The organism is Gluconobacter thailandicus F149-1 = NBRC 100600 (assembly GCF_000964465.1).
Lineage (GTDB): Bacteria > Pseudomonadota > Alphaproteobacteria > Acetobacterales > Acetobacteraceae > Gluconobacter > Gluconobacter thailandicus.
This window is the reverse complement of the sequence record NZ_BANH01000005.1, coordinates 26,458-47,777: the sequence shown is the minus strand read 5'-3', so window position 1 is coordinate 47,777 and position 21,320 is coordinate 26,458. Positions and strand designations below refer to the sequence as shown.

The following is a 21,320-nucleotide window of genomic DNA, read 5'->3' as shown; positions in this document are numbered from 1 at the left end:
TCCGGTAACGGGAGTTAGTCTTCGCCCCTTGGAAATCGGACGAACATCAGCTTCGGACTAGCTGCAAGAGGCCGTCAATGCAAACATTCCGTCACCGTCATGCTACCTTCTGACCTCAGAAATCCGTCTGGAGCGACGGAGACGGCACGTGTTCTTCTCGTGGAGCCGGACGACACGCATGCCCAGAGGATCTGGCGTGTTCTGCTGAAAGAAGGTTTTGCCGTCACATGTCTGGGGAGTGGCGAGGCCGCGCTGGGCATGGTCGAAGACCTGATGCCCGATCTTGTGGTGGTCTGTTCAGAGCTGCCGGGCATGACAGGCGGCCAGCTTGCGCGGCGTCTGCGGCTGGATGCATTGACCCGGACCATTCCCATTCTGATGCTGACGGAGGACGCGTCTCCGGGGGTTGAGCGCGAAGGCCTGGAAAGCGGCGCAGACGCCTATATTTCCAAATCTGCTCATCCGGATCTTCTGGTGCTGCGAATGCGCGCACTTCTGCGAGAGGGGCCGGAGCTTCTTCAGGTAGACGAGGCATCCCGCCTGCGTCGGGCCAGAATCGTTATCGTCAATTCCCCTCGGGATGAAGATGAAGACGAGGACATTCCCGATGATGCCCCTGAAACCACACTAGGCGAACTGCTCTGGCGCGATGGCCATACGGTGACATCCATCGAGCGTTCTGATGATCTGATCGAAGGCGGCTGGCTGCGTGGTGCGGATGGGCCTGACTGTCTGGTTCTGGAGCTGGGAAGTGGCGAAGAAGATCTGAAATTCTGCAGACTTCTGGATGCACGTCGGCAGGCGGTGCTTGAGGCTGGCGGTATCCCGTTCCGGACGTTAGGGATTGTGGAGGCGTCGCGCTTCAGACGGCAGTCTTCCGGTGAGTTCTTTGAAGCTGGCATTGATGATCTGGTGCCCAGTGATATCGCCATTGAAGCGCTGGCGATGCGGATCAGAACACTCGCCCAGCGACGTATGGCGCAGGATGAATTTCGTCAGCAGGAAATTGAACGTCAGCAGAATGCCCTGACACTTGAAGCGGCGAGAGCCAAGGCTGAAATGGCTGAGGCACTGGCGCAGGCCAACATGGAACTGGCCCGGACGAATGAGCAGCTCATTCAGGCACAGTCCAAACTCGTCCAGACCGCGAAGATGGCGTCTCTGGGTGAGCTGGTGGCGGGTATCGCCCATGAGATCAACAATCCGCTGGCATTTACGATTGCTCATGCAGATACGGTTGAGCGAACTCTGAAACGCCTTCAGACGATGGGTGGCCCTGAAGAGGGTGCGCCTCTCATGCAGAAGGGAATTTCGCGTCTGGAGTCCATGAAGCTCGGACTTCAGCGTATCCAGAACCTCGTCTTGAGTCTCAGACGGTTCTCGCGACTGGATGAAAGTTCGTTCCAGACGGTCGACGTTCCCGGGGCGCTGGATACTGCACTGGCATTACTGGGGCACAAGCTGGGGCCAGATATCATTATTGAGAAGGATCTTCAGGCGCCGGCGCATCTGGTCTGTCAGCCTGCATTCCTGAATCAGGTCGTTATGAACATCATATCCAATGCTGCCGATGCGCTGGCGGATATGTCTCCGGAAGGAGGCCCTGTGGAGGGGCGGATTGTCATTACGTCTCGGCTCGAGAACGGCCGGTATGACATGACCATCAGCGATGATGGGCCGGGTTTGCCCGTTGAATTGAGAAACCGCGTCTTTGATCCGTTTTTTACGACCAAGCCTGTTGGAACCGGCACCGGACTGGGGCTGGCGATTGCTTACAGCGTCATGGAGGCCCATGACGGAACCATCGAGATCACGGATGCCAATCTGCCGGATGGCCGAGGAATTGGAGCCTGTTTCCGGCTCAGCCTGCCCGTGACAATGACAGAAGAGGGGCCGGTTGCGACTGGTCGTCCCGTATGAGTGTGTGGAGTGCCAAGGGGCCGAGCCGTCCCCGGATCCTGCTGGTGGACGATGAGGAGGAAATCCTTGTTGCACTGGAGGATTTGCTGGAGGACCAGTACGAGATCCTCGCCACGACGGATCCGTTCAGGGCGCTTGATCTTCTGCGTGCGCATCCGGATGTCGCGACCATTATTTCCGATCAGCGGATGCCTGGCCTGACGGGTGACCAACTGCTGATGCGGGCGCGGGAGTTTTCTGACGCACGCAGTATTCTTCTAACGGGATATGCGGACCTGGATGCGGTGGTCTCGGCGCTGAATCTCGGGCAGGTGCAGGCTTACGTGCACAAACCTTGGGATTCAGATGCGCTACGATCCCTCGTGGGGGAAGTGACCCAGCACTGTATGGCCCAGCGCGCCTTACAGACGGAGCAGGCCCTGCTGCGCGGTCTTATGGAAGCGTTGCCGATCGGTCTGGTTTTTTCCGATGCGCAGGGGCGATGCATTCGGAGCAATATTCTTGATGAAACCGTTGAGAATGCCGGAGACGAGCTAACGCATTTTCCTGAGACTCTGCGGGGTGAAGTTCGCCAGATGCGCGAAGCGGTCCGGCAGAGCGGGCAGGAAGAGCGACTGATTGCGGAGACTGTACCCGACGGAAATGAGGGCACCACACAACGCTGGCATGAACTGACGCGGCTCGCTCTGGCGTGGCCGCAAAATGTTCCTTCCGCTGAACGCTGGCAGGTCAGTATGGACCGGGATGTCACCCGGCGTGTCCTGATGGAGAGCAGGCTTCGGCAGGCAGACAAACTTCAGTCTCTTGGGACGTTAGCTGGCGGGATTGCGCACGACTTCAACAACCTTCTCGCAGCGATTTCCGGTTCTCTGGAACTGCTCGAAGATATGGTGGAACTGGATGAGACGTCCGGCGCACTTGTGAAAAATGCCATGGAGTCTGCGCAGCGAGGAGCCGTTCTGACGCGCAGGCTGTTGCAGTTTGGGCGTCCTCGTGAGGCGAGGCTGGCACCTGTTCGGCTGCAGGAACTCTTGCCGGGGCTTGAGGCCCTCCTTGTGCAAAGTCTCAAGCGTCGGAGCGGGGAGAAAAGCATCACCTGTGTGCTGTCGCTTGAAGAGCTTTCTCCCGATTTTCCAGCAGTCTGGTCCGATCAGGATCAACTCGAGATGGCGCTTCTCAATCTGTGTGTGAATGCCCGGGATGCGATGACCCATGGCGGGACCGTGAGGGTGTCAGCACGTCTGGTGGGACAGAAGTTCGATACGCTGCCTCCCGAGTGCTGTCCGGAGCGGGCTGTTGCGATTGATGTGATTGATGAAGGCGAGGGGATGTCTCCAGAGGTGATGAAGCGGATTTTCGATCCGTTCTTCACCACGAAGGATGTCGGGCGTGGCACGGGTCTGGGTCTGTCGAGCGTCTACGGGTTTCTGAGCCGGAGTTATGGGGAAATCGTTGTGGACAGCACGCTCGGGAAGGGGACGTGCATGACATTGATTCTTCCGGTGGTCAGGGAAGATACGCTGACTGAGCACCAGGCAGATGAGAACAGGCAGATGCATTTGCGGGTTCTCGTCATTGATGATGAGGCTCCTGTTCGGATGGTGACGGCTGGTTTTCTGCGTCACGATGGCCATGACGTCACGGCTGTATCGTGTCTGGCGGATGCGTTGGCTGCTGTGGAAAAAAAGGGTCCATTCGATCTGGCGGTGATCGATATGCGGATGCCTGATCATGATGGTCCTGCCTGTGCGGCAGCGCTGAAGGAGATGGTGCCGGGTCTGAAGGTTCTGTTCATCAGTGGTCACACGGATGCATTGCCCGAACAGGGGGAAGACGAACCGCTCTCCAAGCCGTTCACCCATAAAAGCCTGCAAACTGCCATACAGCGGTTGATGCAGGCTGAGACGAATTAGCCTGCACGCCGCGTCCCTCTTGTCAGCAGGCGGACGCACCCCATCTTTTCGTGTGATGTCTTACCAAACTACTCCCCACGATCCGGTCGGCTGGCATGGCACGACCATTCTCTGTGTCCGCCGCGATGGGCAGGTTGCCATGGCGGGGGACGGGCAGGTCTCTCTTGGAGCGACCGTTATCAAAGGCAATGCGCGCAAGGTTCGGCGTATTGGTCCGCATGGTAAAATCCTTGCGGGTTTTGCAGGCGCGACCGCTGATGCCTTTACGCTGCTGGAAAGGCTTGAGGCAAAGCTCGAGCGTTATCCGGGCCAGCTTGAGCGTGCCTGCGTCGAACTGGCGAAGGACTGGCGCACGGACCGCTATCTGCGCCGCCTGGAAGCCATGATGGCCGTCGCAGATGCGGAGCGCTCTTTTACCCTGACGGGGAATGGCGATGTACTGGAGCCGGAAGATGGCATCGTCGCCATTGGTTCTGGTGGTAACTACGCCCTGTCGGCTGCTCGGGCCTTGATGACTGTTGAAGGTCTGAGCGCAGAGGAAATCGCGCGCCGGGCCATGAAGATTGCTGGCGATATCTGCGTCTACACAAACTATTCCGTGACGCTTGAAACACTCGGCGGGGAGGCTTCCTGACATGGCCGTACCAAATTTTGCACCCCGCGAAATCGTCTCCGAACTTGATCGTTTTATTGTTGGTCAGTCTGATGCCAAGCGCGCTGTAGCGATTGCCATGCGGAACCGTTGGCGCCGGTCCCAGCTCCCGGACGGCCTGCGGGATGAGGTTGTTCCCAAGAACATCCTGATGATCGGTCCGACAGGGTGCGGTAAAACGGAAATTGCCCGCCGTCTGGCGAAGCTGGCACAGTCGCCGTTCCTCAAGGTCGAAGCCACCAAGTTCACGGAAGTGGGATACGTGGGCCGTGATGTGGACAGCATCATCCGTGATCTTGTCGAAGTCTCGCTGAACATGCTGCGCGAGAGCCGCCGCAAGGATGTGCAGGAAAAAGCGCGGGCTGCGGCTGAAAACCGTCTGGTTGATGCGCTTGTCGGGGAAGGCGCCACGGCCGATACAAAGGTCAAGTTCCGTCAGATGCTGCGGGATGGGGCACTGGAAGACAAGGAAATTGAAATCCAGATTGCTCCTGATCCACAGGCCGGTGGTGCCAAGGAAGGTGGTGATATTCCGGGTATGCAGCCGGGACAGGTCATCAGCTTCAATGACATGATGAAAGGCTTCATGAACCGCATGCCTTCACGCAAGAAGCTGAAGGTGTCAGCGGCACGTGAGCAGTTGATCCGTGAGGAAGCTGACAAGCTGCTGGATGATGAGTCCCTGACCCGCGAAGCCGTGGCGCATACCCAGAACCATGGCATCGTGTTCCTGGATGAAATCGACAAGGTCTGCGCGACGTCTGAGCACGGAACACGGAGCGGGGACGTCTCTCGCGAGGGGGTTCAGCGCGATCTGTTGCCTTTGATTGAGGGCACGACGGTCAGCACGAAGTACGGGGCTGTGAAGACGGATCATATCCTCTTCATCGCCTCCGGTGCGTTCCATATCGCCAAGCCTTCGGATCTGCTGCCGGAGTTGCAGGGGCGTCTTCCCATCCGCGTGGAACTGTCGGGACTGAACCGGGACGATCTGAAGCGCATTCTGCTGGAGCCGGAACACTCGCTTCTCAAGCAGTATGTCAGTCTTCTGGGGACGGAAGGTGTGACGCTCGAATTTTCTGATGACGCTGTGGATGCCTTGGCGGAGCTCGCTGCGGACATTAACGAGCGTGTCGAGAATATTGGTGCGCGTCGTCTGGCAACCGTTCTTGAGAAATTGCTGGAGGACGTGTCTTTTGCGGCTTCCGAGCGCAAAGGCGAGACCGTGAGGGTGACGGCAGAGGATGTTCGTGACAGGGTGGCGCCACTTGCCCGCAAGGGTGATCTGAGCCGCTTTATCCTGTAACGGAGACTGATTTGTGAGTGATGCCTTTCTTGCGCCGCAAGAGGAAACTGCCGCCGCCGCCATTGAGGAAATCGAAGCCGAACTGGCGATGTTTGACGACTGGATGGAGCGGTATCAGTACATCATCGAGATGGGACGCAAGCTGCCTGTTCTCCCGACGGAATGGCAGGATGATGCCCATCGTGTTCCAGGGTGTCAGAGCCAGGTCTGGCTTGAAGCTGAGGACCGTGATGGCCGGCTCTTTTTTGCCGGGGCTTCGGATGCTGCGATTGTGCAGGGGCTCGTAGCGTTGCTGCTACGGGTTTATTCGGGACGTCCCCGCGAGGAAATTCTTCAGACGAGCCCGGTTTTTCTGCACGATATGGGCCTGGTCAAGGCTCTGTCCACCAATCGTGGGAATGGGGTCGAGGCCATGGCGCAGGCTATTCTCAAGCGCGCTGCGGCCTGATTTTTCCGCCGGAATATGAAAAAGCCCCTGCCAATTTCTGCTGGCAGGGGCTTTTTTTATGCTCAGTTGGCGGGCTGAGCAGCCTGAGGGGCAGGGGTTTCACACTTGGTGAACTTGCCCTTCGCGTCTCGGCAGGGCTTGGGCTTCTTCGGAGCTTCGCACTTGGTAAACTTGCCTTTGGCATCGCGGCAGGGCTGGGACTTGGCGTGAGCAAGCTGGCCGCCAAAAGCGATAACTGCGAGTGCGGCAAAGGCGAGGTTACGGATCATCATGATTAAGCATCCATCTGAAATGGCCCATCCTGAAGGGATGAGTTTCGGAAATACAAATTATTGCGTTTCTGCTCAGTAATCCAGAGTTTAGCGGAAGCCCTGCTGGTCTTCCGGATGGACGATATCCCAGTTGGCATGTCCGCGGTAATGACCTGCGACAGGTCTCCCATTGTCCATGGCGGGGAAATATCTTGCCAGGCTGAAATAGGCGAGGGTTGCTGTCTTCAGAAGATCAGGGCTGTTGCCTGACGCCATACAGTTATGGGCAACCCCGATAGGGTCGATATCGCAGTTTACTGTGACGTCACCTGACACGCCCTGATCATTGGCAAATTCCGGATAACGCGGAGGGAGCGAGTGTGCCCTGTCCAGTATGGGATGGGTCAGGTTGGGATCAGTCTTGAATGTATATGTATGGTCCCAAAAGGCTTCCTGCGGCTTTGTTCCGGCATATTGAGGAAGGAACCGCGACCCTAGCGCGGCCTCCTGGGCTGCCAGAGCAAAATCGGGCGCAGTCGCAAAAAGAATCTGGCAATCCTTTGCGGCGCCTGCGGGGGTAATGGCGCAATGGACCGTTGCAGTCCCGCTCTGGCGATTTTCCTGTTCGGCCGGAGGGTAGATGGCTGACACCGTGTGATGTGGATCCTGCATGACGGTGAGGGCTGGCGGATCGTCTTCGGCACAGGCGGTGCCGGTGAACATCAGGCTACCGAGCAGAAGGGGAAATATCCGGCGGATCATGCGGGCTCCAGAAGGCTTCGGGTGGACTTTAAAAGTAACTTTATGTTGCCGATGAGTCCTGTAAAGCCGTTTCAACAAAAAAGGGCACCCGCAGGTGCCCTTTTCCGTAGTCGGACGTCAAAAGTGAATCAGTTGCCCAGCGAGTAAGCAATCAGATCGTCACCCATGACGGTCGGGAAGGAGTTATGACCACCGGCATAGGTGACCACGAACTGCTTGCCATTGACGGCATAGGTCATCGGCGTGGCCTGTGCCCCTGCCGGCAGACGGTCCTGCCACAGGGTCTTGCCCGTCGTCAGGTCGTAGGCGCGGATGTAGTAATCCATCGTGCCCGTCAGGAAGCCGAGGTTGCCAGCCGTGGAGAGCGGGCCGCCGAGGCTCGGGACGCCGATCTTGATCGGAGGCAGCGGGATGGGCAGGGAGCTGCCGTGCATGGAGTCACGGAGCGTACCGTTACGATGCTGCCAGACCACCTTGTTGGTGCGCAGGTCGATACCGGCCACATAGCCCCAGGGCGGCGTACGGCAAGGCATCTTGATACCAAGTGGCAGCAGGACCGGGTCCATGAATGGATGCAGGTCAACAGCATACGGGATGCCGTAGTTGTGCTGCAGGCCGGTCTCGCCACCTGTACCCTTTGCATCGCCTTCCGGCCAAAGCGGATTGCCCGGGCCACGAGGAACCAGACGGGAAACGAATGGCAGGGAGATCGGGTTGGCGAATGCCACCTGACGCTGCGGGTCAACCGACAGACCACCCCACTCGAACATGCCCAGATCGCCCGGGAACACCAGCGTACCCTTGAGGGACGGCGGCGTGAACGGACCTTCGTAGCGTAGGGAGTGGAAGTAGATGCTGCAGAACATCTGATCAAAGATCGTGCCACCCCAGATGTCGGAATCGGAGAGCGGATTCTTCGGACGGAGGCTCAGCTGCGACATTGGCTGCGTCGGGCTGGTGTGATCGCCCGGAGCTGCGCCGCCTGGAACAGGCGTTTCAGGAGCTGCGACGACTTCCTTGCCCGTACGGCGGTCGAGGACAAAGATATCGCCCGTCTTGGTCGGGATGTAGATCGTCGGAAGGATGGAGCCGTCCTTCTGGGTGACGTCTACGAGGCTTGGCTGGGACGGGGCGTCCATGTCCCACAGATCGTGATGAACGGTCTGGTAGTACCAGGCCAGCTTACCCGTCTCTGCGTTTAGCGCGATGACGCCCGGAGCATAGCGCTCGGATTCCTTGGTGCGGTAACCGCCCCACTGATCCGGCGTACCAACGCCCATCGGGATGTAAACGAGGTTCAGATTCTTGTCGTAAGACGACACGATCCAGGAGTTCGGAGAGTTCGGATGGAAGACCGGATGATCCGGGTCTGGCATCTGGTTCGGGTCCGGGTTGGACGCGTCAAACACCCACACGCGCTTGCCGGTGTAAACGTCAAACGCCTGTGTTGCGCCCGAAGCCTGCTTGATGGAGCCGTTATCGGTGATGGCGCTGTTGGCAATGATCAGCTTGTCCGTGATGACCGGCGGAGACGTCGGCTCATACATGCCTGGCGTGACATAAGGCTGGTTCGGCTGACGCAGGTCCAGTTCGCCATCGTTGCCAAAGCCAGAGCACTTCTGCCCGGTTTCTGCATCGACTTCGACAAGGCGACCATCGTTGACCGGCAGAATGATGCGCTTGGCGCAATCTGTCGGAGCAGGGTTGCCGTCACTGTCAGTCGCGTCAGCGGGGGTCTGATGGAAGCTTACGCCACGGCAGGTCAGGTGCTGGAAGCCCGGATTAACCTGAAGGTGCGGATCGAACGTCCACTTTACATGGCCGGTCGCGCCATCAACTGCGAACAGTTTCTGGTGCAGTGAGCACAGGTATAGGGTGTTGTCGAATTCGATTGGCGTGACTTCGTTGGTGGCTTCGCCTGGATCATTCGGGCCCATCAGATCCTTGGTGTGGATATGCCATGCCACCTTGAGGTTCTGAACGTTGGTCGAATCGATCTGCTTCAGCGGAGACCAGCGATCACCGGCCTGCGTACGACCATAGGCGTGCCATTCGCTGTCAGGAACATTGTCCGGATCGGCAGGGGCAGCGTTGGTCAGCTGTGCCGGCAGGTTGCCGCTGATGTCGTGCGGGTCCGTGAAGAGAGCGGCTGCAAGAACCAGCACAGCGAGGCCCACAGAGCCCGCAAGCGGCATCACAGAAGCGCGCGTGCCACCGATCTGGCGGGACACGAACGGAATCAGCAGCCAGATGCCGAGGATGATCACGATGTCAGAGCGGGGGACGAGGCTCCAGAGGTCGAGCCCGACCAGGGAGAGCTCCCACACGACTGTCGCAAAGATCACGGCAGCGAAGAGCCACAGGGCCGCCTGGTTGCGACGCCAGGAAAGGAAGGCAGTAGCGAGGAGCGCTATGCCCAGCAGAAGGTAATAGAGAGGGCCGCCAACAGAGACGGCCCAGGCACCGCCCACGGTAAGGATCGCACCGCAAAGCGCGAAAACCGCGGCCGTAATCAGGGCCCAAAGCCCTGGCCGGGATGGAATGCTCATGATGTTCCTAGAGCTGTTATTTGGTGCAGCACTTGACCTTCGGACAAACACATAGAAGCGCATTAAGAAGCAAGATGTCAGAAGGTTCATTTTGCTCACGTCACTGTGAGTGAAATCACACTGACGTGACTTGAAGAAAGAGCTTTCTTTTGCTTGTGCGCTAAAGAAAATAAATTCCTTGGCGGAATCATTCGGATGGGATAAGGCAGCCGCTCCGTGTACGCGTCCGGGCCATAAGTGGCATGCCCGGCCGTGCAGTGCCCCGCTTCGTGTGGGGCCAATCGTTTACGGCGAGGGAGACCGAAATGCCCAAGATGAAGACCAAGTCGTCGGTCAAGAAGCGGTTCAAGATCACCGCGACCGGTAAGGTGACATGCGGCCCAGGCAACAAGCGCCACGGCCTTATCAACCGTCCGCAGAAGATGAAGCGCACCAACCGTGGTCCTCAGACCATGACGGATATGGACGCTAAGACCATCAAGCAGTGGGCGCCCTACGGGCTCTAAGGAGATAAGGTAACATGGCACGTGTTAAGCGGGGCGTAACGACGCACGCCCGTCACAAGAAAGTTCTCGACCTCGCCAAGGGTTACCGCGGCCGTTCGTCTACGAACTACCGTATTGCTCTGGAGCGCGTTGAGAAGGCGCTGCGCTATGCGTATCGCGACCGTCGCAACAAGAAGCGTGATTTCCGCGCCCTGTGGATCCAGCGTATCAACGCTGCCGTCCGTGAGCACGGTCTGACGTACAGCAAGTTCATCAATGGCCTGGACAAGGCTGGCATCGAGATCGACCGTAAGGTCCTTGCTGCCATTGCTTTCGACGACGCAGCTGCATTCGCAGAAATCGTCAAGAAGGCACAGGCCGCTCTCGCAGCCTGAGCTTTTCAGACCTGATCCCCACTTGTGGGGGCTGGTGACTGGCGGGCCGTCCTGTTATCAGGGCGGCCCGTTTTGTATTTGTACTGTAAGCGATGGGCGGTATGGCTGACGATCTCGACACGCTGAAGAATGACACTCTTGCTGCGCTGGGCGCTGCTCAGGATCGCGCGCAATGGGATGCCATTCGCGTTGGAACGCTGGGGAAGTCTGGTGCCCTGACCGGGCTGCTCAAGCAGCTTGGCAAACTTGACCCGGAAGAGCGCAAACTGCGCGGGCAGGCTCTGAACCGCCTTCGGGATGAGTTGACCAGAGCTATTGAGGAACGCGGTCGTGAGATCGAGGAACAGGCTCTTGAAGCGCGCCTGAAGTCCGAACGGGTGGATGTGACAATGCCCGCGCCGTCCGTTGCGACCGGTGCAATCCATCCCATCAGCCGTACCATCGAAGAAATGACGGCCATTTTTGGTGCCATGGGCTTTTCGGTTGCTGAAGGACCGGATGTCGAGAGCCAGTGGCACAATTTTTCTGCCCTCAACACACCGGATCACCATCCTGCTCGCACTGAGCACGACACGTTTTATCTGCCCCCCAAGTCAGGCAGCAATGAACCACGTGTTCTGAGAACGCAGACCTCCGGCGTTCAGATCCGGACGATGCTGGGCCAGAAGCCGCCTATCCGCATTATCGCTCCTGGCCGTACCTATCGTGCGGATCATGATGCGACCCATTCGCCAATGTTCCATCAGTGCGAAGGTCTGGTCATTGATCGCAACATTACTCTTGGGCACCTGAAAGGCTGCCTGATCGAGTTCCTGCGCGTCTATTTTGACAAGCCCAATCTGCCGGTGCGTTTCCGTGCGTCTTATTTCCCCTTTACCGAGCCCTCCATGGAAGTGGATATCGGCTGGTCCAAGGCGACGGGTGAGATTGGCGGCGGGTCTGACTGGCTGGAAGTTCTGGGGTCAGGCATGGTCCATCCACGCGTGCTGGCCAATTGCGGCCTCGATCCGGCCGTGTGGCAGGGTTTTGCCTTCGGCATGGGCGTCGAGCGTCTGGCCATGCTCAAGAACGGTATTCCAGATCTTCGCTCCTTCTATGAGAGCGACCTGCGCTGGCTGCGTCACTATGGCTTTTCAGCTTTCTCTCCCGCCACGCTGACGGAGGGCGTGTGACATGAAGTTCTCTCTCTCATGGCTGCGTGAACACCTTGATTTTACAGCTTCTTCCGAAGAGATCTGTGCCCGTCTGAACGGCATTGGTCTTGAAGTGGAGAGCGTTGAGAATCCGGCCGAGAAGCTTGCAGGCTTCCGGACGGCCAAAATTCTGGAAGCGCATCGCCATCCGGATGCAGACCGCCTTCAGCTTTGCCGCGTGGCCGCTGGTGCAGGCTATGAAGATTTGCAGGTCGTGTGCGGTGCACCAAATGCACGCGCTGGCCTCCATGTAATTTTTGCACCTCCGGGCACATATGTTCCGGGGCTGGATATCACCATCAAGAAGGGCAAGATCCGCGGCGAGGAAAGCGGCGGCATGCTGTGCTCCCTGCGCGAACTCGGTCTTGGTGAGGAAAGCGACGGTATTGCCGAACTGCCTGAAACGGCTCCGATCGGTGAGGCTTATGCGACTTATGCGGAGCTTGATGACCCGGTCATTGAGATTGCGATTACGCCAAACCGTGGCGATGCGCTGAGCATTCGCGGTATTGCGCGTGATCTTGCCGCGGCAGGTATCGGTCATCTCAAGCCTTGGCTGACAGAAGCTGTCGAGGGTGATTTCGAACCATCAATCAGTTGGAAGACGGCTCATCCGGACTGCCCGTATATCGTGGGGCGCGTCATTCGCGGTGTGAAGAATAGTCCCAGCCCGGACTGGCTCCAGCGTCGCCTGAAGGCCGTGGGTCTCAAGCCGATTTCCAGACTGGTTGACGTCACGAATTACCTCACGTTCGACCTTGGTCGTCCACTGCATGTCTTTGATGTTGCAAAGCTTTCCGGAAACACGCTGACCGTCACGCATGCCGCACGCGAGACGTTCACGGCGCTGGATGGTAACGAATACGTCCTTGGCACGGACGATATGGTGATCGTTGATGACGCCGGTGTGCAGTCTCTCGCAGGCATCATGGGTGGTCAGCAGAGCGGTGTGGATGAGAACACGACGGACGTGTTTGTTGAATCCGCATTGTTCGACGCGGTTCGTATTGCCCTGACGGGCCGCCGTCTGGCGATCCACACTGATGCGCGTCAGCGCTTCGAGCGTGGCATTGACCCGGCACTGGTGCGGGGTGGTCTCGAAGCAGCGACCATCATGATCCGTGACCTGTGCGGCGGTGAGCCGAGTGAAATCACGGAAGCTGGTGAGGCGCCGAACTGGAAGCGTACGGCTACGCTCCGTTTCGAGCGTCTGGAAACGCTGGGTGGCGTGCAGATTCCGGCGGATGAGGCTGTTCGTTCACTTGAGCATCTCGGCTTCGAAGTTGTCGAACGTGACGACGAGAGCGCGACATTCGCAGTCCCGTCCTGGCGGAATGACGTTGCTTCCGGTCAGGTGCTGGCTCAGGCCGCAACACTGGACGAAGGCGTTGCCGCCAAGGCCGCAGCCAGCGTTGCTCGCATGGAAGCGGAATGTGACCTGGTAGAAGAAGTGCTTCGTCTGCATGGGCTGGACGCGGTTCCCCCTGTAGCGCTTCCACAAACGGCCATGATCCCGGCTCCTGCCGTAACGCCTCTTCAGGCGCGGGCGGCGCTCCTTCGCCGGATTTGCGCGGCACGCGGCATGATGGAAACGGTGGGCTTTTCGTTCGTTGCCAATGAAGATGCGGTTCTTTTTGGCGATGTGCCGGAAACGCAGCGTCTTCTGAACCCGATCGCAACCGATCTGGATCAGTTACGCCCAACGCCGCTCGTTAATCTGGCACGGGCTCTGAGCAGAAACCTTGCCCGTGGTCTGGGTCTCTCAGGAGAGGGGGCTCTGTTCGAGATTGGTCCGTGCTTCGACTTTGAGGGGCAGCATCTGCGCCTTTCCGGTCTGCGTGGCGGCCTGACGGCGCGTGAGCCGGGCCGTGCAGCTCAGGAAGCAACCCTGTGGGATGCCAAGGCTGATCTGACGGCTGCCCTGATGGCGCTTGGTGTGCCAGAGGCATCGCTGTCTGTGACCGCAGATGCACCGGGGTTTTACCATCCGGGCCGTTCGGGGCAGGTGCGCCAGGGACCTAAGCTGGTTCTGGGTACATTTGGTGAGTTGCATCCCCGCGTGGCGCGTGCGCTTGGTCTGAGTGGTGCGGTCGTAGCTTTTGAGCTGTATCTGGATCGTATTCCGCAGCCGAAAGCCAAGAAGAAGGCCGCACCGGTTCTTTCGGCTCTTCAGCCTGTCCGCCGGGATTTCGCGTTCCTTGCCGGGCCGGATGTCGAAGCTCAGGGTGTTCTGAAGGCTGTTCGCATGGCGGACCGGAACCTGATTCAGGATGTTCGCCTCTTCGATGTGTTCGAAGGCGGGAGCCTGCCAGAAGGGTATCGTTCGCTCGGTGTGGAAGTGGTTCTGCAACCCCAGACCGAAAGTCTGACGGATGCTGGCCTTGAAGCGCTCTCCAAATCGGTGGAAGGTGCAGTTCTCAAGGCAACAGGGGCCACGCTGCGTCGATGAATTCTCTTGCAGACTCCGGATCAGGCGATCAGTCGATGAACAGGACCTTCCAACCGGGGGCTTCTGTTCCCCAGCATGGACGTGTGATCTGGATTCTGGCGGGAGAGGCGAGCGGAGACGTGATTGGTGCACGTCTCATGCTGGCATTACATGCGCAGGACCCTACCCTGGTGTTTGCCGGGGTTGGGGGGGGCCGTATGGAAGCTCTCGGGCTGCACAGTCTGTTCCCGATGAGCGATCTGGCCGTTATGGGCCTTGTGGAAGTTCTGCCCAAGGTGAAGCATCTTCGGCAGCGTCTTCTTGAAGCTGTGCAGGATATCGAGCTTCGTAAGCCTGATCTTGTTGTGACGATCGACAGTCCGGGCTTTACGCTCCGGTTACTTCAGAAGATCGAAAATTCCGGCATCAAGCGCGTTCATTATGTTGCGCCCCAGGTCTGGGCCTGGCGCGAGAAGCGCGTAAAGGAATTTCCGGGCCTTTGGGACCGTCTCCTGTGTCTTCTGCCTTTCGAGCCGGAATGGTTTGCCCAACGGGGACTGGAAGCGCGTTTTGTCGGGCATCCGGTTCTTCAGTCCGGGGTAAGGCAAGGAAATGCTGCCCGTTTCCGGATGCGGCATAACATTCCGGAAGCCGCTCCTGTTTTGATCCTGATGCCGGGAAGCCGGCGTTCCGAGGTTCCGAAACTGCTACCGGTATTCCGCAAGATGCTCGATATTCTTCGGAAAACGCACCCCGATATCTGCCCGGTTATTCCAGTTGCGCCTGTCATTGCCCCAACAGTGCGAAACCTGATCCGCAAGTGGCCGATACAGCCGCATATCGTGACCGACATTCATGACAAGCATGATGCGTTCGCGGCAGCTCAGGGCGCACTGACGAAATCAGGCACGTCGACGCTTGAACTGGCTATGGGGAATGTTCCCATGGTGGTCACGTATCGCGTAAATCCTGTGACGGCGATGATGGCGCGTCGCATGATCAAGGTACCGTATGTCGCCATGGTCAACTTGCTGGCCGGGCGGGAAGTGGTTCCTGAAATGCTTCAGGAAAACTGCACTCCTGAAAAGCTCGCGGCAACGATTGGCAAACTGCTGGACGATCCTGCTGCGGCTGGCAAGCAGCGTATCGCGTTTGCAGAGGTGCTTGAAAAGCTCTCTCCGCCAGTGGGGACGCCAGCGGATGCGGCGGCGTCCGAAATCATGGATCTTCTGGATGAGCCGGTTTCCCGCTCACCCAGATAAGAGGCCGTTTAACGAATGAAGCCGACCAGGCGTTCGGCTTCCTGAACAATCGGTTCCGAAATTTCGCGGGCGCGATCGGCACCTGCCCGCAGGACGGAGATGATATGGTCTTCATTCTGCATCAGGCGCGCTGTCTCGGTTGCCACCGGGCCGATCTTTTCCACCAGCAGGTCTGCCAGAGCGCTCTTGAACGGCCCGAAGCCCTGACCGCCAAAACGCGCCAGAACGTCAGACATCGTTTCGCCTGACATGGCCGCATAGATTGCCACCAGATTGCGGGCCTCCGCGCGATCTCCAAGCCCTTCGACTTCACTTGGCAGAACGTCGGAATCTGTTTTGGCACGGCGAATCTTCAGAGCGATTTCGTCTGGCGTATCCGTCAGGACAATGCGGCTCTGTTCGGACGGGTCCGACTTGGACATTTTTTTCGTGCCGTCACGCAGGCTCATGACGCGGGCAGCAGCCGGTGGAATGAACGCCTCGATCTGCGGGAAGAAGTCCGTGCCCATGTCATGGTTGAACTTCTGGGCAATGTCATTGGCCAGCTCGATGTGCTGCTTCTGGTCATCGCCGACCGGAACGCGGGTCGCGTGGAACGCCAGAATGTCCGCAGCCATCAGGTTCGGATAGACATACAAACCAGCGGAATGGTTTTCCCGGTTCTTGCCAGCCTTGTCCTTGAACTGGGTCATGCGGTTCAGCCAGCCGAGGCGGGAGACGCAATTGAAGATCCAGCCGAGGCGGGCATGAGCGCTGACGGCAGACTGATTGTACAGGCGCGTTGGCTCAATGCCTGTTGCCAGAAGGCACGCTGCGGAGCCGAGGGTCTGCTTGCGCAGGTCTTCTGGTGTCCAGGGCATCGTGAGGGAATGCATGTCCACCAGGCAGAAGACGCAGTCATGGTCCGCCTGCATGGCGGCCCAGTTACGGATGGCGCCCAGGTAGTTACCCAGATGAGGAATACCGGTCGGCTGAATGCCGGAAAATACACGCTGCATGATGAACTCAGTCTTCAGCTTTGGGAAAGGATCGTGCTTTCACGGAAGCGGGTGCTTCTGCTCCAGGAGCTTTCGTTCCTGGTAACTTGTTGCCGGATCGCCTGGCGTCGTACGGGCACGGGCAATTTCAGCAGGTGTGATAACGGGAGCGGGTTTGATCTGACCGCGGGCGATCAGCCAGTTGAGAGTATCTGAAATCTGCTGGTCAGTGAGACGGTCACGATACGCAGGCATGGAGTAGTTATAGCCATACCCTTGCGTCGTGAAGCTGCCGCGTAGGCCATTCAGAAGCACGGACGCAAGATAATGGCGGCCTTCCGGCGTCTGCGCAATGACGTCGACCCGGCCTACGAGGGGCGGCGTTTCGCCCGGCATTCCACCGCCACCATGATGGCAGATCCCGCAGTGGGGGCCGTACACAGCTTGTCCGGCTGGTTTTTTTCCACAAGAGGTCAGAGCGAGGCAGAGAGGAAGAACGATCCGTTTCATGGAAGAGGCGTCTGCTGTTCCAGTTTCTGGCGTTCAAGCAGAACCTCCATCGGAGAAAGCGGGTGTTTACGCTCTTCAGCGATTTCTGCGGCTGTAAAAGTCGGACCGCCGGCTGGCATTTCCTGACTGCCTACAAATGTCAGGATTCGTGCGATTTCATCGTCTGGAAGGCGGTGGAATGACGGCATGGAACTGTTGTAGGACGCCCCGCCTGCCGTAATTGGCCCATCAAGGCCATTCAACAGCACATGAATGATATAGCGGTGGCCTTCCGGTGTCAGGGCGATATGACCAACCCGACCAAAGATCGGAGCAACGGCCCGGGCCTGCCCATGGCCGCCATGATGGCAGATGCTGCATTCATTCGAATACTCGCGGGGTGCCTGTTCACGATTTTCCCATGCATGACCGACAACGAACACTATCGCCAGGAAAATGGCGATAAACAGGGGAAGCCGTATTGCTGGGTCTAATCTGATCACGAACTGTTTGTTGCACTTTCAGACTGCATTCAGCAAGGGCGGGTCTTGGCAAATCCGTCCCGATAGGGCTCATGGGCGCTATCGGAAGGAGAAAGCATGAGCGGCAAGGGACGTCTGGTACTATATGTGGGGCCAATGTTTGCAGGGAAATCCTCGCATCTGATCAAGGCTGCGGCCGCGCATGGGCGTGTTCTGACACTGAAACCGGGATTCGATACGCGGGATGGTGCAGAGCTTGTGAGCCGCGACGGTTCCCATTTTGCAGCCCAGTCCGTGCGGCAGTGGCCTGTTCATGCAGACAACTACGATCATATTGTGCTGGACGAAGTGCACTTCATGGTCGCGCCACACTATGAGGGCGACATCGTTACGGAATTGCAGGCCGCGAAGCTGCGGGGGGCGACCGTGACTGTCGGTGGGCTGGATAGCGATTACCGGCAGCAGCCGTTCGAAATCGTGTCAAAGCTGATGCAGTTTGCCGACGATATCATTTATCTTGAAGCCCGGTGTCATACCTGCAACGGCCCGGCACGCTGGACGGCCAAGACACACGAGACAGGACGTCTTCTCGAGACAGGAGACCAGGAGCTTTATGAAGCGCGGTGCAATGAGCACTGGTGTCTTCCAGAAAAGCCCTGAGGCTTTTCTGGAAGTAGAGGGCAGTTTTTACTGCTGCCCGTTATTGACGCCCAGAAGCTGGATCTTGAAGATCAGCGGGCTGTTCGGCGGAATGATACCCATGGAGCGCTTGCCGTAACCCAGCTTGGCGGGAAGGTAGAGCATCCACTCATCCCCGACATGCATCATGGGCAGGGCTTCAAGCCAGCCATCGACCAGACCATCAAGTGGCATCTCCATATAAGCACCGTTACCGTGCTGGTCGGAGCTGTCGAAAATGCCACCATCTGGCAGGCGACCTTCATAGATCACCATAATGGTCGACCCGCGATGGGGGCTTTCGCCGTCCTTCGGTCCACTTTTCAGGACCTTGTAGGACAGCCCGTCGGGGAGGGTCTTGACGCCTGGTTCCGCCTGAACCTTCGCCATGAACTGCTCAGGCGTCAGTTCCGGCGCGTCTTCCTTGTGTCCGGCGCATCCTGCAAGGAGTGCGCCGCACAGGGTCAGGGTTGATGTAAGGCGAAACAGGCTGGTCATGGTCCCCCGCAACTGGTTATGGATCAGAGTGCGCCGCCGCGACGGCCAATCTGGCCGCCCAGACGCAGACGCAGTGCGTTAAGCTTGATAAAGCCCTGCGCATCCTGCTGATTATACGCGCCTTCGTCGTCCTCGAATGTCACAACGCGGGTATCGTACAGGCTGTTCGGGCTCTCGCGACCGACGCAAACGACGTTACCCTTGTAGAGTTTCATGCGCACACGACCGTTGACGGAATGTTGGCTGGCATCGATCAGGGCCTGAAGCATCCGGCGCTCTGGCGAGAACCAGAAACCGTTATAGATCAGCTCCGCATAGCGCGGCATGATGCTGTCCTTGAGGTGGGCTGCTTCGCGGTCCAGCGTGATGCTCTCGATGGAACGATGAGCGGCCAGCAGGATCGTGCCACCCGGCGTTTCATAGATGCCGCGGGACTTCATGCCCACAAAGCGGTTTTCCACGATATCCAGACGGCCAATGCCGTTTTCACGGCCCAGCTCGTTCAGGCGCGTCAGCAGCGTTGCCGGGCTCATGGCAACGCCATTGATGGCAACCGGGTCACCGTTCACGAAGTCGATGCTGATTTCCGTAGCCTTGTCCGGCGCAGCTTCCGGGGAAATGGTGCGCTGGAAGACGATTTCGTCAGGTGCGACAGCCGGATCTTCGAGCAGCTTGCCTTCAGACGAGGAGTGCAGAAGGTTGGCATCGACGGAGAACGGGGCTTCGCCGCGCTTGTCCTTCGTGACGGGGATCTGGTTTTCTTCTGCAAACTCAAGCAGCTTCGTCCGGGAGGTCAGTTCCCATTCGCGCCATGGAGAAATGACCTTCACGTCCGGCTTCAGGGCATAATAGCCAAGCTCGAAACGGACCTGATCGTTACCCTTGCCGGTTGCGCCGTGGGCAACGGCATCCGCACCCACAGCTTCGGCGATTTCGATCTGGCGCTTTGCGATCAGCGGACGGGCGATGGATGTGCCGAGGAGGTACTGGCCTTCGTAAACCGTGTTCGCACGGAACATCGGGAAGACGTAATCCTTGACGAAGGTCTCGCGCAGATCCTCGACGAAGATTTCCTTCACGCCGAACATCTCGGCCTTCTTGCGGGCCGGCTCCAGCTCTTCGCCCTGGCCAAGGTCAGCCGTAAAGGTCACGACCTCGCAGTTATAGGTCTTCTGGAGCCATCGGAGGATGACCGAAGTGTCCAGCCCGCCGGAATAGGCGAGAACGACTTTCTTGACGTCCTGATGGGCGCTCATAACTGCGTGGTCCTTATGGTTTTCGTTCGGAAGGCGTTTCTAGCATCCCGCGTTCGTGAGGGAAACCGGGCGTCAGACGGTTTTGCGCTGACGCTCGCTTTCGGTCTTGAGCTGCCCGCAGGCGGCAAGAATGTCCTGACCGCGCGGTGTGCGGATCGGGGAGGCAAAGCCCGCATCCATCACGATTTTTGCAAACTTCGCGAGTTGCTCTCGTGTGGACGGTTTGAAGTCTGAACCGGGCCATGGGTTGAACGGGATCAGGTTGACCTTGGCAGGCATGTCCTTGATCAGACGCACCAGTTCGCGGGCATCCGCTTCGCTGTCATTGACGCCGCGGAGCATGATGTATTCGAACGTGATGCGACGGGAGTTTGAGGCTGCGGGATAGCGCCTGCACGCCGCCATCAATTCCTCGATCGGATACTTGCGGTTCAGCGGGACGATCTGATCGCGCAGCTCGTTTGTGACGGCATGCAGGGAAATGGCCAGATTGATGCCGAGTTCATCGCCGCAGCGGTCCATCATCGGGACGACACCGGATGTGGACAGTGTGATACGACGGCGCGAGAGGGCAATGCCTTCACCATCCATGATGATGCGCATGGCCTTGGCCACGTTGTCATAGTTGTAGAGCGGCTCACCCATGCCCATCAGAACAATGGTCGACAGGAAGCGCGGCATGTCTGCGCTCGGGCTTGGCCATTCCTTGTAGCTGTCTCGTGCCGCCATGAACTGGCCAACGATTTCAGCCGGTCCCAGATTGCGAACAAGCTTCTGTGTGCCGGTATGGCAGAACGTGCAGGAGAGGGTGCAGCCTACCTGCGAGGAAATGCAAACCGCGCCACGGTCTTCCTTGCGGTCCGGGATATAAACCGTCTCGGCTTCCTGTCCGTCACGGAAGCGGAAAAGGAATTTGCGAGTTGCATCAACGGATGTCTGTTCCGTCGTGGTCGTGGGGCGTCCGACGATGAAGTGTTCTGCCAGCTTGGCCTGAAGAGGCTTGGCGATGGTGCTCATCTTCGAAAAGTCGGTCGCGCCCTGGTGGTAGATCCAGTGCCAGATCTGCTTTGCCCGGAATGGCTTTTCGCCAATTTCGGTCATCAGGGTGGCAAGTTCCTCACGCGACATGCCGACGAGATCCCGGCGGCCATCTTCCAGCCGTGCTTCTGGCGGCGCGAAGAGGGCGGATTTTGCGCGGATACGCTCCCGCTCAGCCTCGTTCAGGTCGTCAGAGGCGACGGAGTTGATGCGCGGGCGGGTATCTGGGTGTGTCAGGACGGTCATGGCGGCGGACCCATAGCACGGAGAGAGCGCGGATTTCCAAAGGAAAGTGAGTCTTGATCCAACAGGATGGACTCTTTGTACCGATCAGTACA

Annotated in this window: 20 protein-coding genes; 11 read left to right on the top strand and 9 right to left on the bottom strand. The window is 58.4% G+C overall.

Annotation, left to right across the window (positions count from 1 at the left end; genetic code table 11):
• Positions 1 to 99 precede the first annotated feature (99 nt).
• The 5 genes from B7444_RS01400 to B7444_RS01380 are packed head-to-tail and all read left to right on the top strand — an operon-like array spanning position 100 to position 6,239.
• Complete coding sequence (locus B7444_RS01400) at positions 100 to 1,920, top strand: ATP-binding protein (RefSeq protein WP_007282837.1); 1,821 nt, start codon at positions 100 to 102, stop codon at positions 1,918 to 1,920.
• Complete coding sequence (locus B7444_RS01395) at positions 1,917 to 3,833, top strand: ATP-binding response regulator (RefSeq protein WP_007282838.1); 1,917 nt, start codon at positions 1,917 to 1,919, stop codon at positions 3,831 to 3,833. The genes B7444_RS01400 and B7444_RS01395 overlap by 4 nt, the downstream gene beginning before the upstream one ends.
• 55 nt (positions 3,834 to 3,888) lie before the next feature.
• Complete coding sequence (gene hslV / locus B7444_RS01390) at positions 3,889 to 4,467, top strand: ATP-dependent protease subunit HslV (protein WP_016738073.1); 579 nt, start codon at positions 3,889 to 3,891, stop codon at positions 4,465 to 4,467.
• 1 nt (position 4,468) lies between these two features.
• Positions 4,469 to 5,791 carry an ATP-dependent protease ATPase subunit HslU gene (hslU, locus tag B7444_RS01385; protein WP_007282840.1) on the top strand — a complete coding sequence of 441 codons (1,323 nt, stop codon included), beginning with the start codon at positions 4,469 to 4,471 and terminating at the stop codon, positions 5,789 to 5,791.
• Between the two features lie 13 nt (positions 5,792 to 5,804).
• Complete coding sequence (locus tag B7444_RS01380; protein ID WP_007282841.1) at positions 5,805 to 6,239, top strand: SufE family protein; 435 nt, start codon at positions 5,805 to 5,807, stop codon at positions 6,237 to 6,239.
• Between the two features lie 62 nt (positions 6,240 to 6,301).
• Here B7444_RS01380 and B7444_RS01375 read toward each other — a convergent pair whose 3' ends face one another.
• The 3 genes from B7444_RS01375 to B7444_RS01365 all read right to left on the bottom strand — a co-directional run bounded on the left by B7444_RS01375 (position 6,302) and on the right by B7444_RS01365 (position 9,801).
• Positions 6,302 to 6,511 carry a hypothetical protein gene (locus tag B7444_RS01375; RefSeq protein ID WP_007282842.1) on the bottom strand — a complete coding sequence of 70 codons (210 nt, stop codon included), beginning with the start codon at positions 6,509 to 6,511 and terminating at the stop codon, positions 6,302 to 6,304.
• Positions 6,512 to 6,598: 87 nt separating this feature from the next.
• Positions 6,599 to 7,252 (bottom strand): energy transducer TonB, encoded by a 654-nt coding sequence (locus B7444_RS01370; RefSeq protein WP_007282843.1) that lies wholly within the window; start codon positions 7,250 to 7,252, stop codon positions 6,599 to 6,601.
• Positions 7,253 to 7,380: 128 nt separating this feature from the next.
• Entirely contained in the window at positions 7,381 to 9,801 is a 2,421-nt protein-coding gene (locus B7444_RS01365) for a glucose/quinate/shikimate family membrane-bound PQQ-dependent dehydrogenase (protein WP_007282844.1), read from the bottom strand.
• 305 nt (positions 9,802 to 10,106) lie between these two features.
• Between B7444_RS01365 and rpmI the strand changes: the two genes are divergently transcribed.
• The 5 genes from rpmI (at position 10,107) to lpxB (ending at position 15,564) form a co-directional block, all read left to right on the top strand.
• The gene (gene rpmI, locus B7444_RS01360; protein ID WP_010501937.1) at positions 10,107 to 10,307 is read left to right on the top strand and encodes a 50S ribosomal protein L35; all 201 of its coding nucleotides are present in this window, start codon (positions 10,107 to 10,109) and stop codon (positions 10,305 to 10,307) included.
• Between the two features lie 14 nt (positions 10,308 to 10,321).
• Positions 10,322 to 10,681, top strand: a complete 360-nt coding sequence (gene rplT / locus B7444_RS01355; RefSeq protein WP_007282845.1) for a 50S ribosomal protein L20 — start codon at positions 10,322 to 10,324, stop codon at positions 10,679 to 10,681.
• Between the two features lie 101 nt (positions 10,682 to 10,782).
• On the top strand, positions 10,783 to 11,853 hold the full coding sequence (gene pheS / locus B7444_RS01350) for a phenylalanine--tRNA ligase subunit alpha (protein ID WP_035729169.1): 1,071 nt from the start codon (positions 10,783 to 10,785) through the stop codon (positions 11,851 to 11,853).
• Position 11,854: 1 nt separating this feature from the next.
• The gene (pheT, locus tag B7444_RS01345) at positions 11,855 to 14,323 is read left to right on the top strand and encodes a phenylalanine--tRNA ligase subunit beta (RefSeq protein ID WP_007282847.1); all 2,469 of its coding nucleotides are present in this window, start codon (positions 11,855 to 11,857) and stop codon (positions 14,321 to 14,323) included.
• On the top strand, positions 14,320 to 15,564 hold the full coding sequence (lpxB, locus tag B7444_RS01340) for a lipid-A-disaccharide synthase (RefSeq protein ID WP_007282848.1): 1,245 nt from the start codon (positions 14,320 to 14,322) through the stop codon (positions 15,562 to 15,564). The genes pheT and lpxB overlap by 4 nt, the downstream gene beginning before the upstream one ends.
• Before the next feature lie 8 nt (positions 15,565 to 15,572).
• On the opposite strand, the gene trpS is transcribed toward lpxB, so the two are convergent.
• Genes trpS through B7444_RS01325 form a run of 3 tightly spaced genes read right to left on the bottom strand, consistent with a single transcriptional unit; the run spans position 15,573 to position 17,533 of the window.
• The gene (gene trpS, locus B7444_RS01335; protein WP_007282849.1) at positions 15,573 to 16,562 is read right to left on the bottom strand and encodes a tryptophan--tRNA ligase; all 990 of its coding nucleotides are present in this window, start codon (positions 16,560 to 16,562) and stop codon (positions 15,573 to 15,575) included.
• A 39-nt stretch (positions 16,563 to 16,601) separates the two neighbouring features.
• Entirely contained in the window at positions 16,602 to 17,051 is a 450-nt protein-coding gene (locus B7444_RS01330; RefSeq protein ID WP_007282850.1) for a c-type cytochrome, read from the bottom strand.
• A complete protein-coding gene (locus tag B7444_RS01325; protein WP_048843575.1) occupies positions 17,048 to 17,533 on the bottom strand; it encodes a c-type cytochrome in 486 nt (161 codons plus the stop codon). The genes B7444_RS01330 and B7444_RS01325 overlap by 4 nt, the downstream gene beginning before the upstream one ends.
• Positions 17,534 to 17,629: 96 nt before the next feature.
• Here B7444_RS01325 and B7444_RS01320 point away from each other — a divergent pair, with 96 nt between their 5' ends.
• Entirely contained in the window at positions 17,630 to 18,172 is a 543-nt protein-coding gene (locus B7444_RS01320; protein ID WP_035729148.1) for a thymidine kinase, read from the top strand.
• Positions 18,173 to 18,199: 27 nt separating this feature from the next.
• On the opposite strand, the gene B7444_RS01315 is transcribed toward B7444_RS01320, so the two are convergent.
• The 3 genes from B7444_RS01315 to rlmN form a co-directional block, all read right to left on the bottom strand.
• Positions 18,200 to 18,688, bottom strand: coding sequence for an FKBP-type peptidyl-prolyl cis-trans isomerase (locus B7444_RS01315; RefSeq protein WP_007282853.1), 489 nt, complete (start codon positions 18,686 to 18,688; stop codon positions 18,200 to 18,202).
• 23 nt (positions 18,689 to 18,711) lie between these two features.
• The gene (locus B7444_RS01310; protein WP_007282854.1) at positions 18,712 to 19,944 is read right to left on the bottom strand and encodes an argininosuccinate synthase; all 1,233 of its coding nucleotides are present in this window, start codon (positions 19,942 to 19,944) and stop codon (positions 18,712 to 18,714) included.
• A gap of 72 nt (positions 19,945 to 20,016) precedes the next feature.
• Complete coding sequence (rlmN, locus tag B7444_RS01305) at positions 20,017 to 21,228, bottom strand: 23S rRNA (adenine(2503)-C(2))-methyltransferase RlmN (protein WP_007282855.1); 1,212 nt, start codon at positions 21,226 to 21,228, stop codon at positions 20,017 to 20,019.
• Positions 21,229 to 21,320: the final 92 nt, after the last annotated feature.

Bases quoted from the DNA above. Each gene is read 5' to 3' on its own strand.
- B7444_RS01400 (WP_007282837.1), top strand. From the start codon at position 100: ATGCTACCTTCTGACCTCAGAAATCCGTCTGGAGCGACGGAGACGGCA.
- B7444_RS01395 (WP_007282838.1), top strand. From the start codon at position 1,917: ATGAGTGTGTGGAGTGCCAAGGGGCCGAGCCGTCCCCGGATCCTGCTG.
- hslV (WP_016738073.1), top strand. From the start codon at position 3,889: ATGTCTTACCAAACTACTCCCCACGATCCGGTCGGCTGGCATGGCACG.
- hslU (WP_007282840.1), top strand. From the start codon at position 4,469: ATGGCCGTACCAAATTTTGCACCCCGCGAAATCGTCTCCGAACTTGAT.
- B7444_RS01375 (WP_007282842.1), bottom strand. From the start codon at position 6,511: ATGATGATCCGTAACCTCGCCTTTGCCGCACTCGCAGTTATCGCTTTT.
- B7444_RS01370 (WP_007282843.1), bottom strand. From the start codon at position 7,252: ATGATCCGCCGGATATTTCCCCTTCTGCTCGGTAGCCTGATGTTCACC.
- B7444_RS01365 (WP_007282844.1), bottom strand. From the start codon at position 9,801: ATGAGCATTCCATCCCGGCCAGGGCTTTGGGCCCTGATTACGGCCGCG.
- rpmI (WP_010501937.1), top strand. From the start codon at position 10,107: ATGCCCAAGATGAAGACCAAGTCGTCGGTCAAGAAGCGGTTCAAGATC.
- rplT (WP_007282845.1), top strand. From the start codon at position 10,322: ATGGCACGTGTTAAGCGGGGCGTAACGACGCACGCCCGTCACAAGAAA.
- pheS (WP_035729169.1), top strand. From the start codon at position 10,783: ATGGCTGACGATCTCGACACGCTGAAGAATGACACTCTTGCTGCGCTG.
- pheT (WP_007282847.1), top strand. From the start codon at position 11,855: ATGAAGTTCTCTCTCTCATGGCTGCGTGAACACCTTGATTTTACAGCT.
- lpxB (WP_007282848.1), top strand. From the start codon at position 14,320: ATGAATTCTCTTGCAGACTCCGGATCAGGCGATCAGTCGATGAACAGG.
- trpS (WP_007282849.1), bottom strand. From the start codon at position 16,562: ATGCAGCGTGTATTTTCCGGCATTCAGCCGACCGGTATTCCTCATCTG.
- B7444_RS01330 (WP_007282850.1), bottom strand. From the start codon at position 17,051: ATGAAACGGATCGTTCTTCCTCTCTGCCTCGCTCTGACCTCTTGTGGA.
- B7444_RS01320 (WP_035729148.1), top strand. From the start codon at position 17,630: ATGAGCGGCAAGGGACGTCTGGTACTATATGTGGGGCCAATGTTTGCA.
- B7444_RS01315 (WP_007282853.1), bottom strand. From the start codon at position 18,688: ATGACCAGCCTGTTTCGCCTTACATCAACCCTGACCCTGTGCGGCGCA.
- B7444_RS01310 (WP_007282854.1), bottom strand. From the start codon at position 19,944: ATGAGCGCCCATCAGGACGTCAAGAAAGTCGTTCTCGCCTATTCCGGC.
- rlmN (WP_007282855.1), bottom strand. From the start codon at position 21,228: ATGACCGTCCTGACACACCCAGATACCCGCCCGCGCATCAACTCCGTC.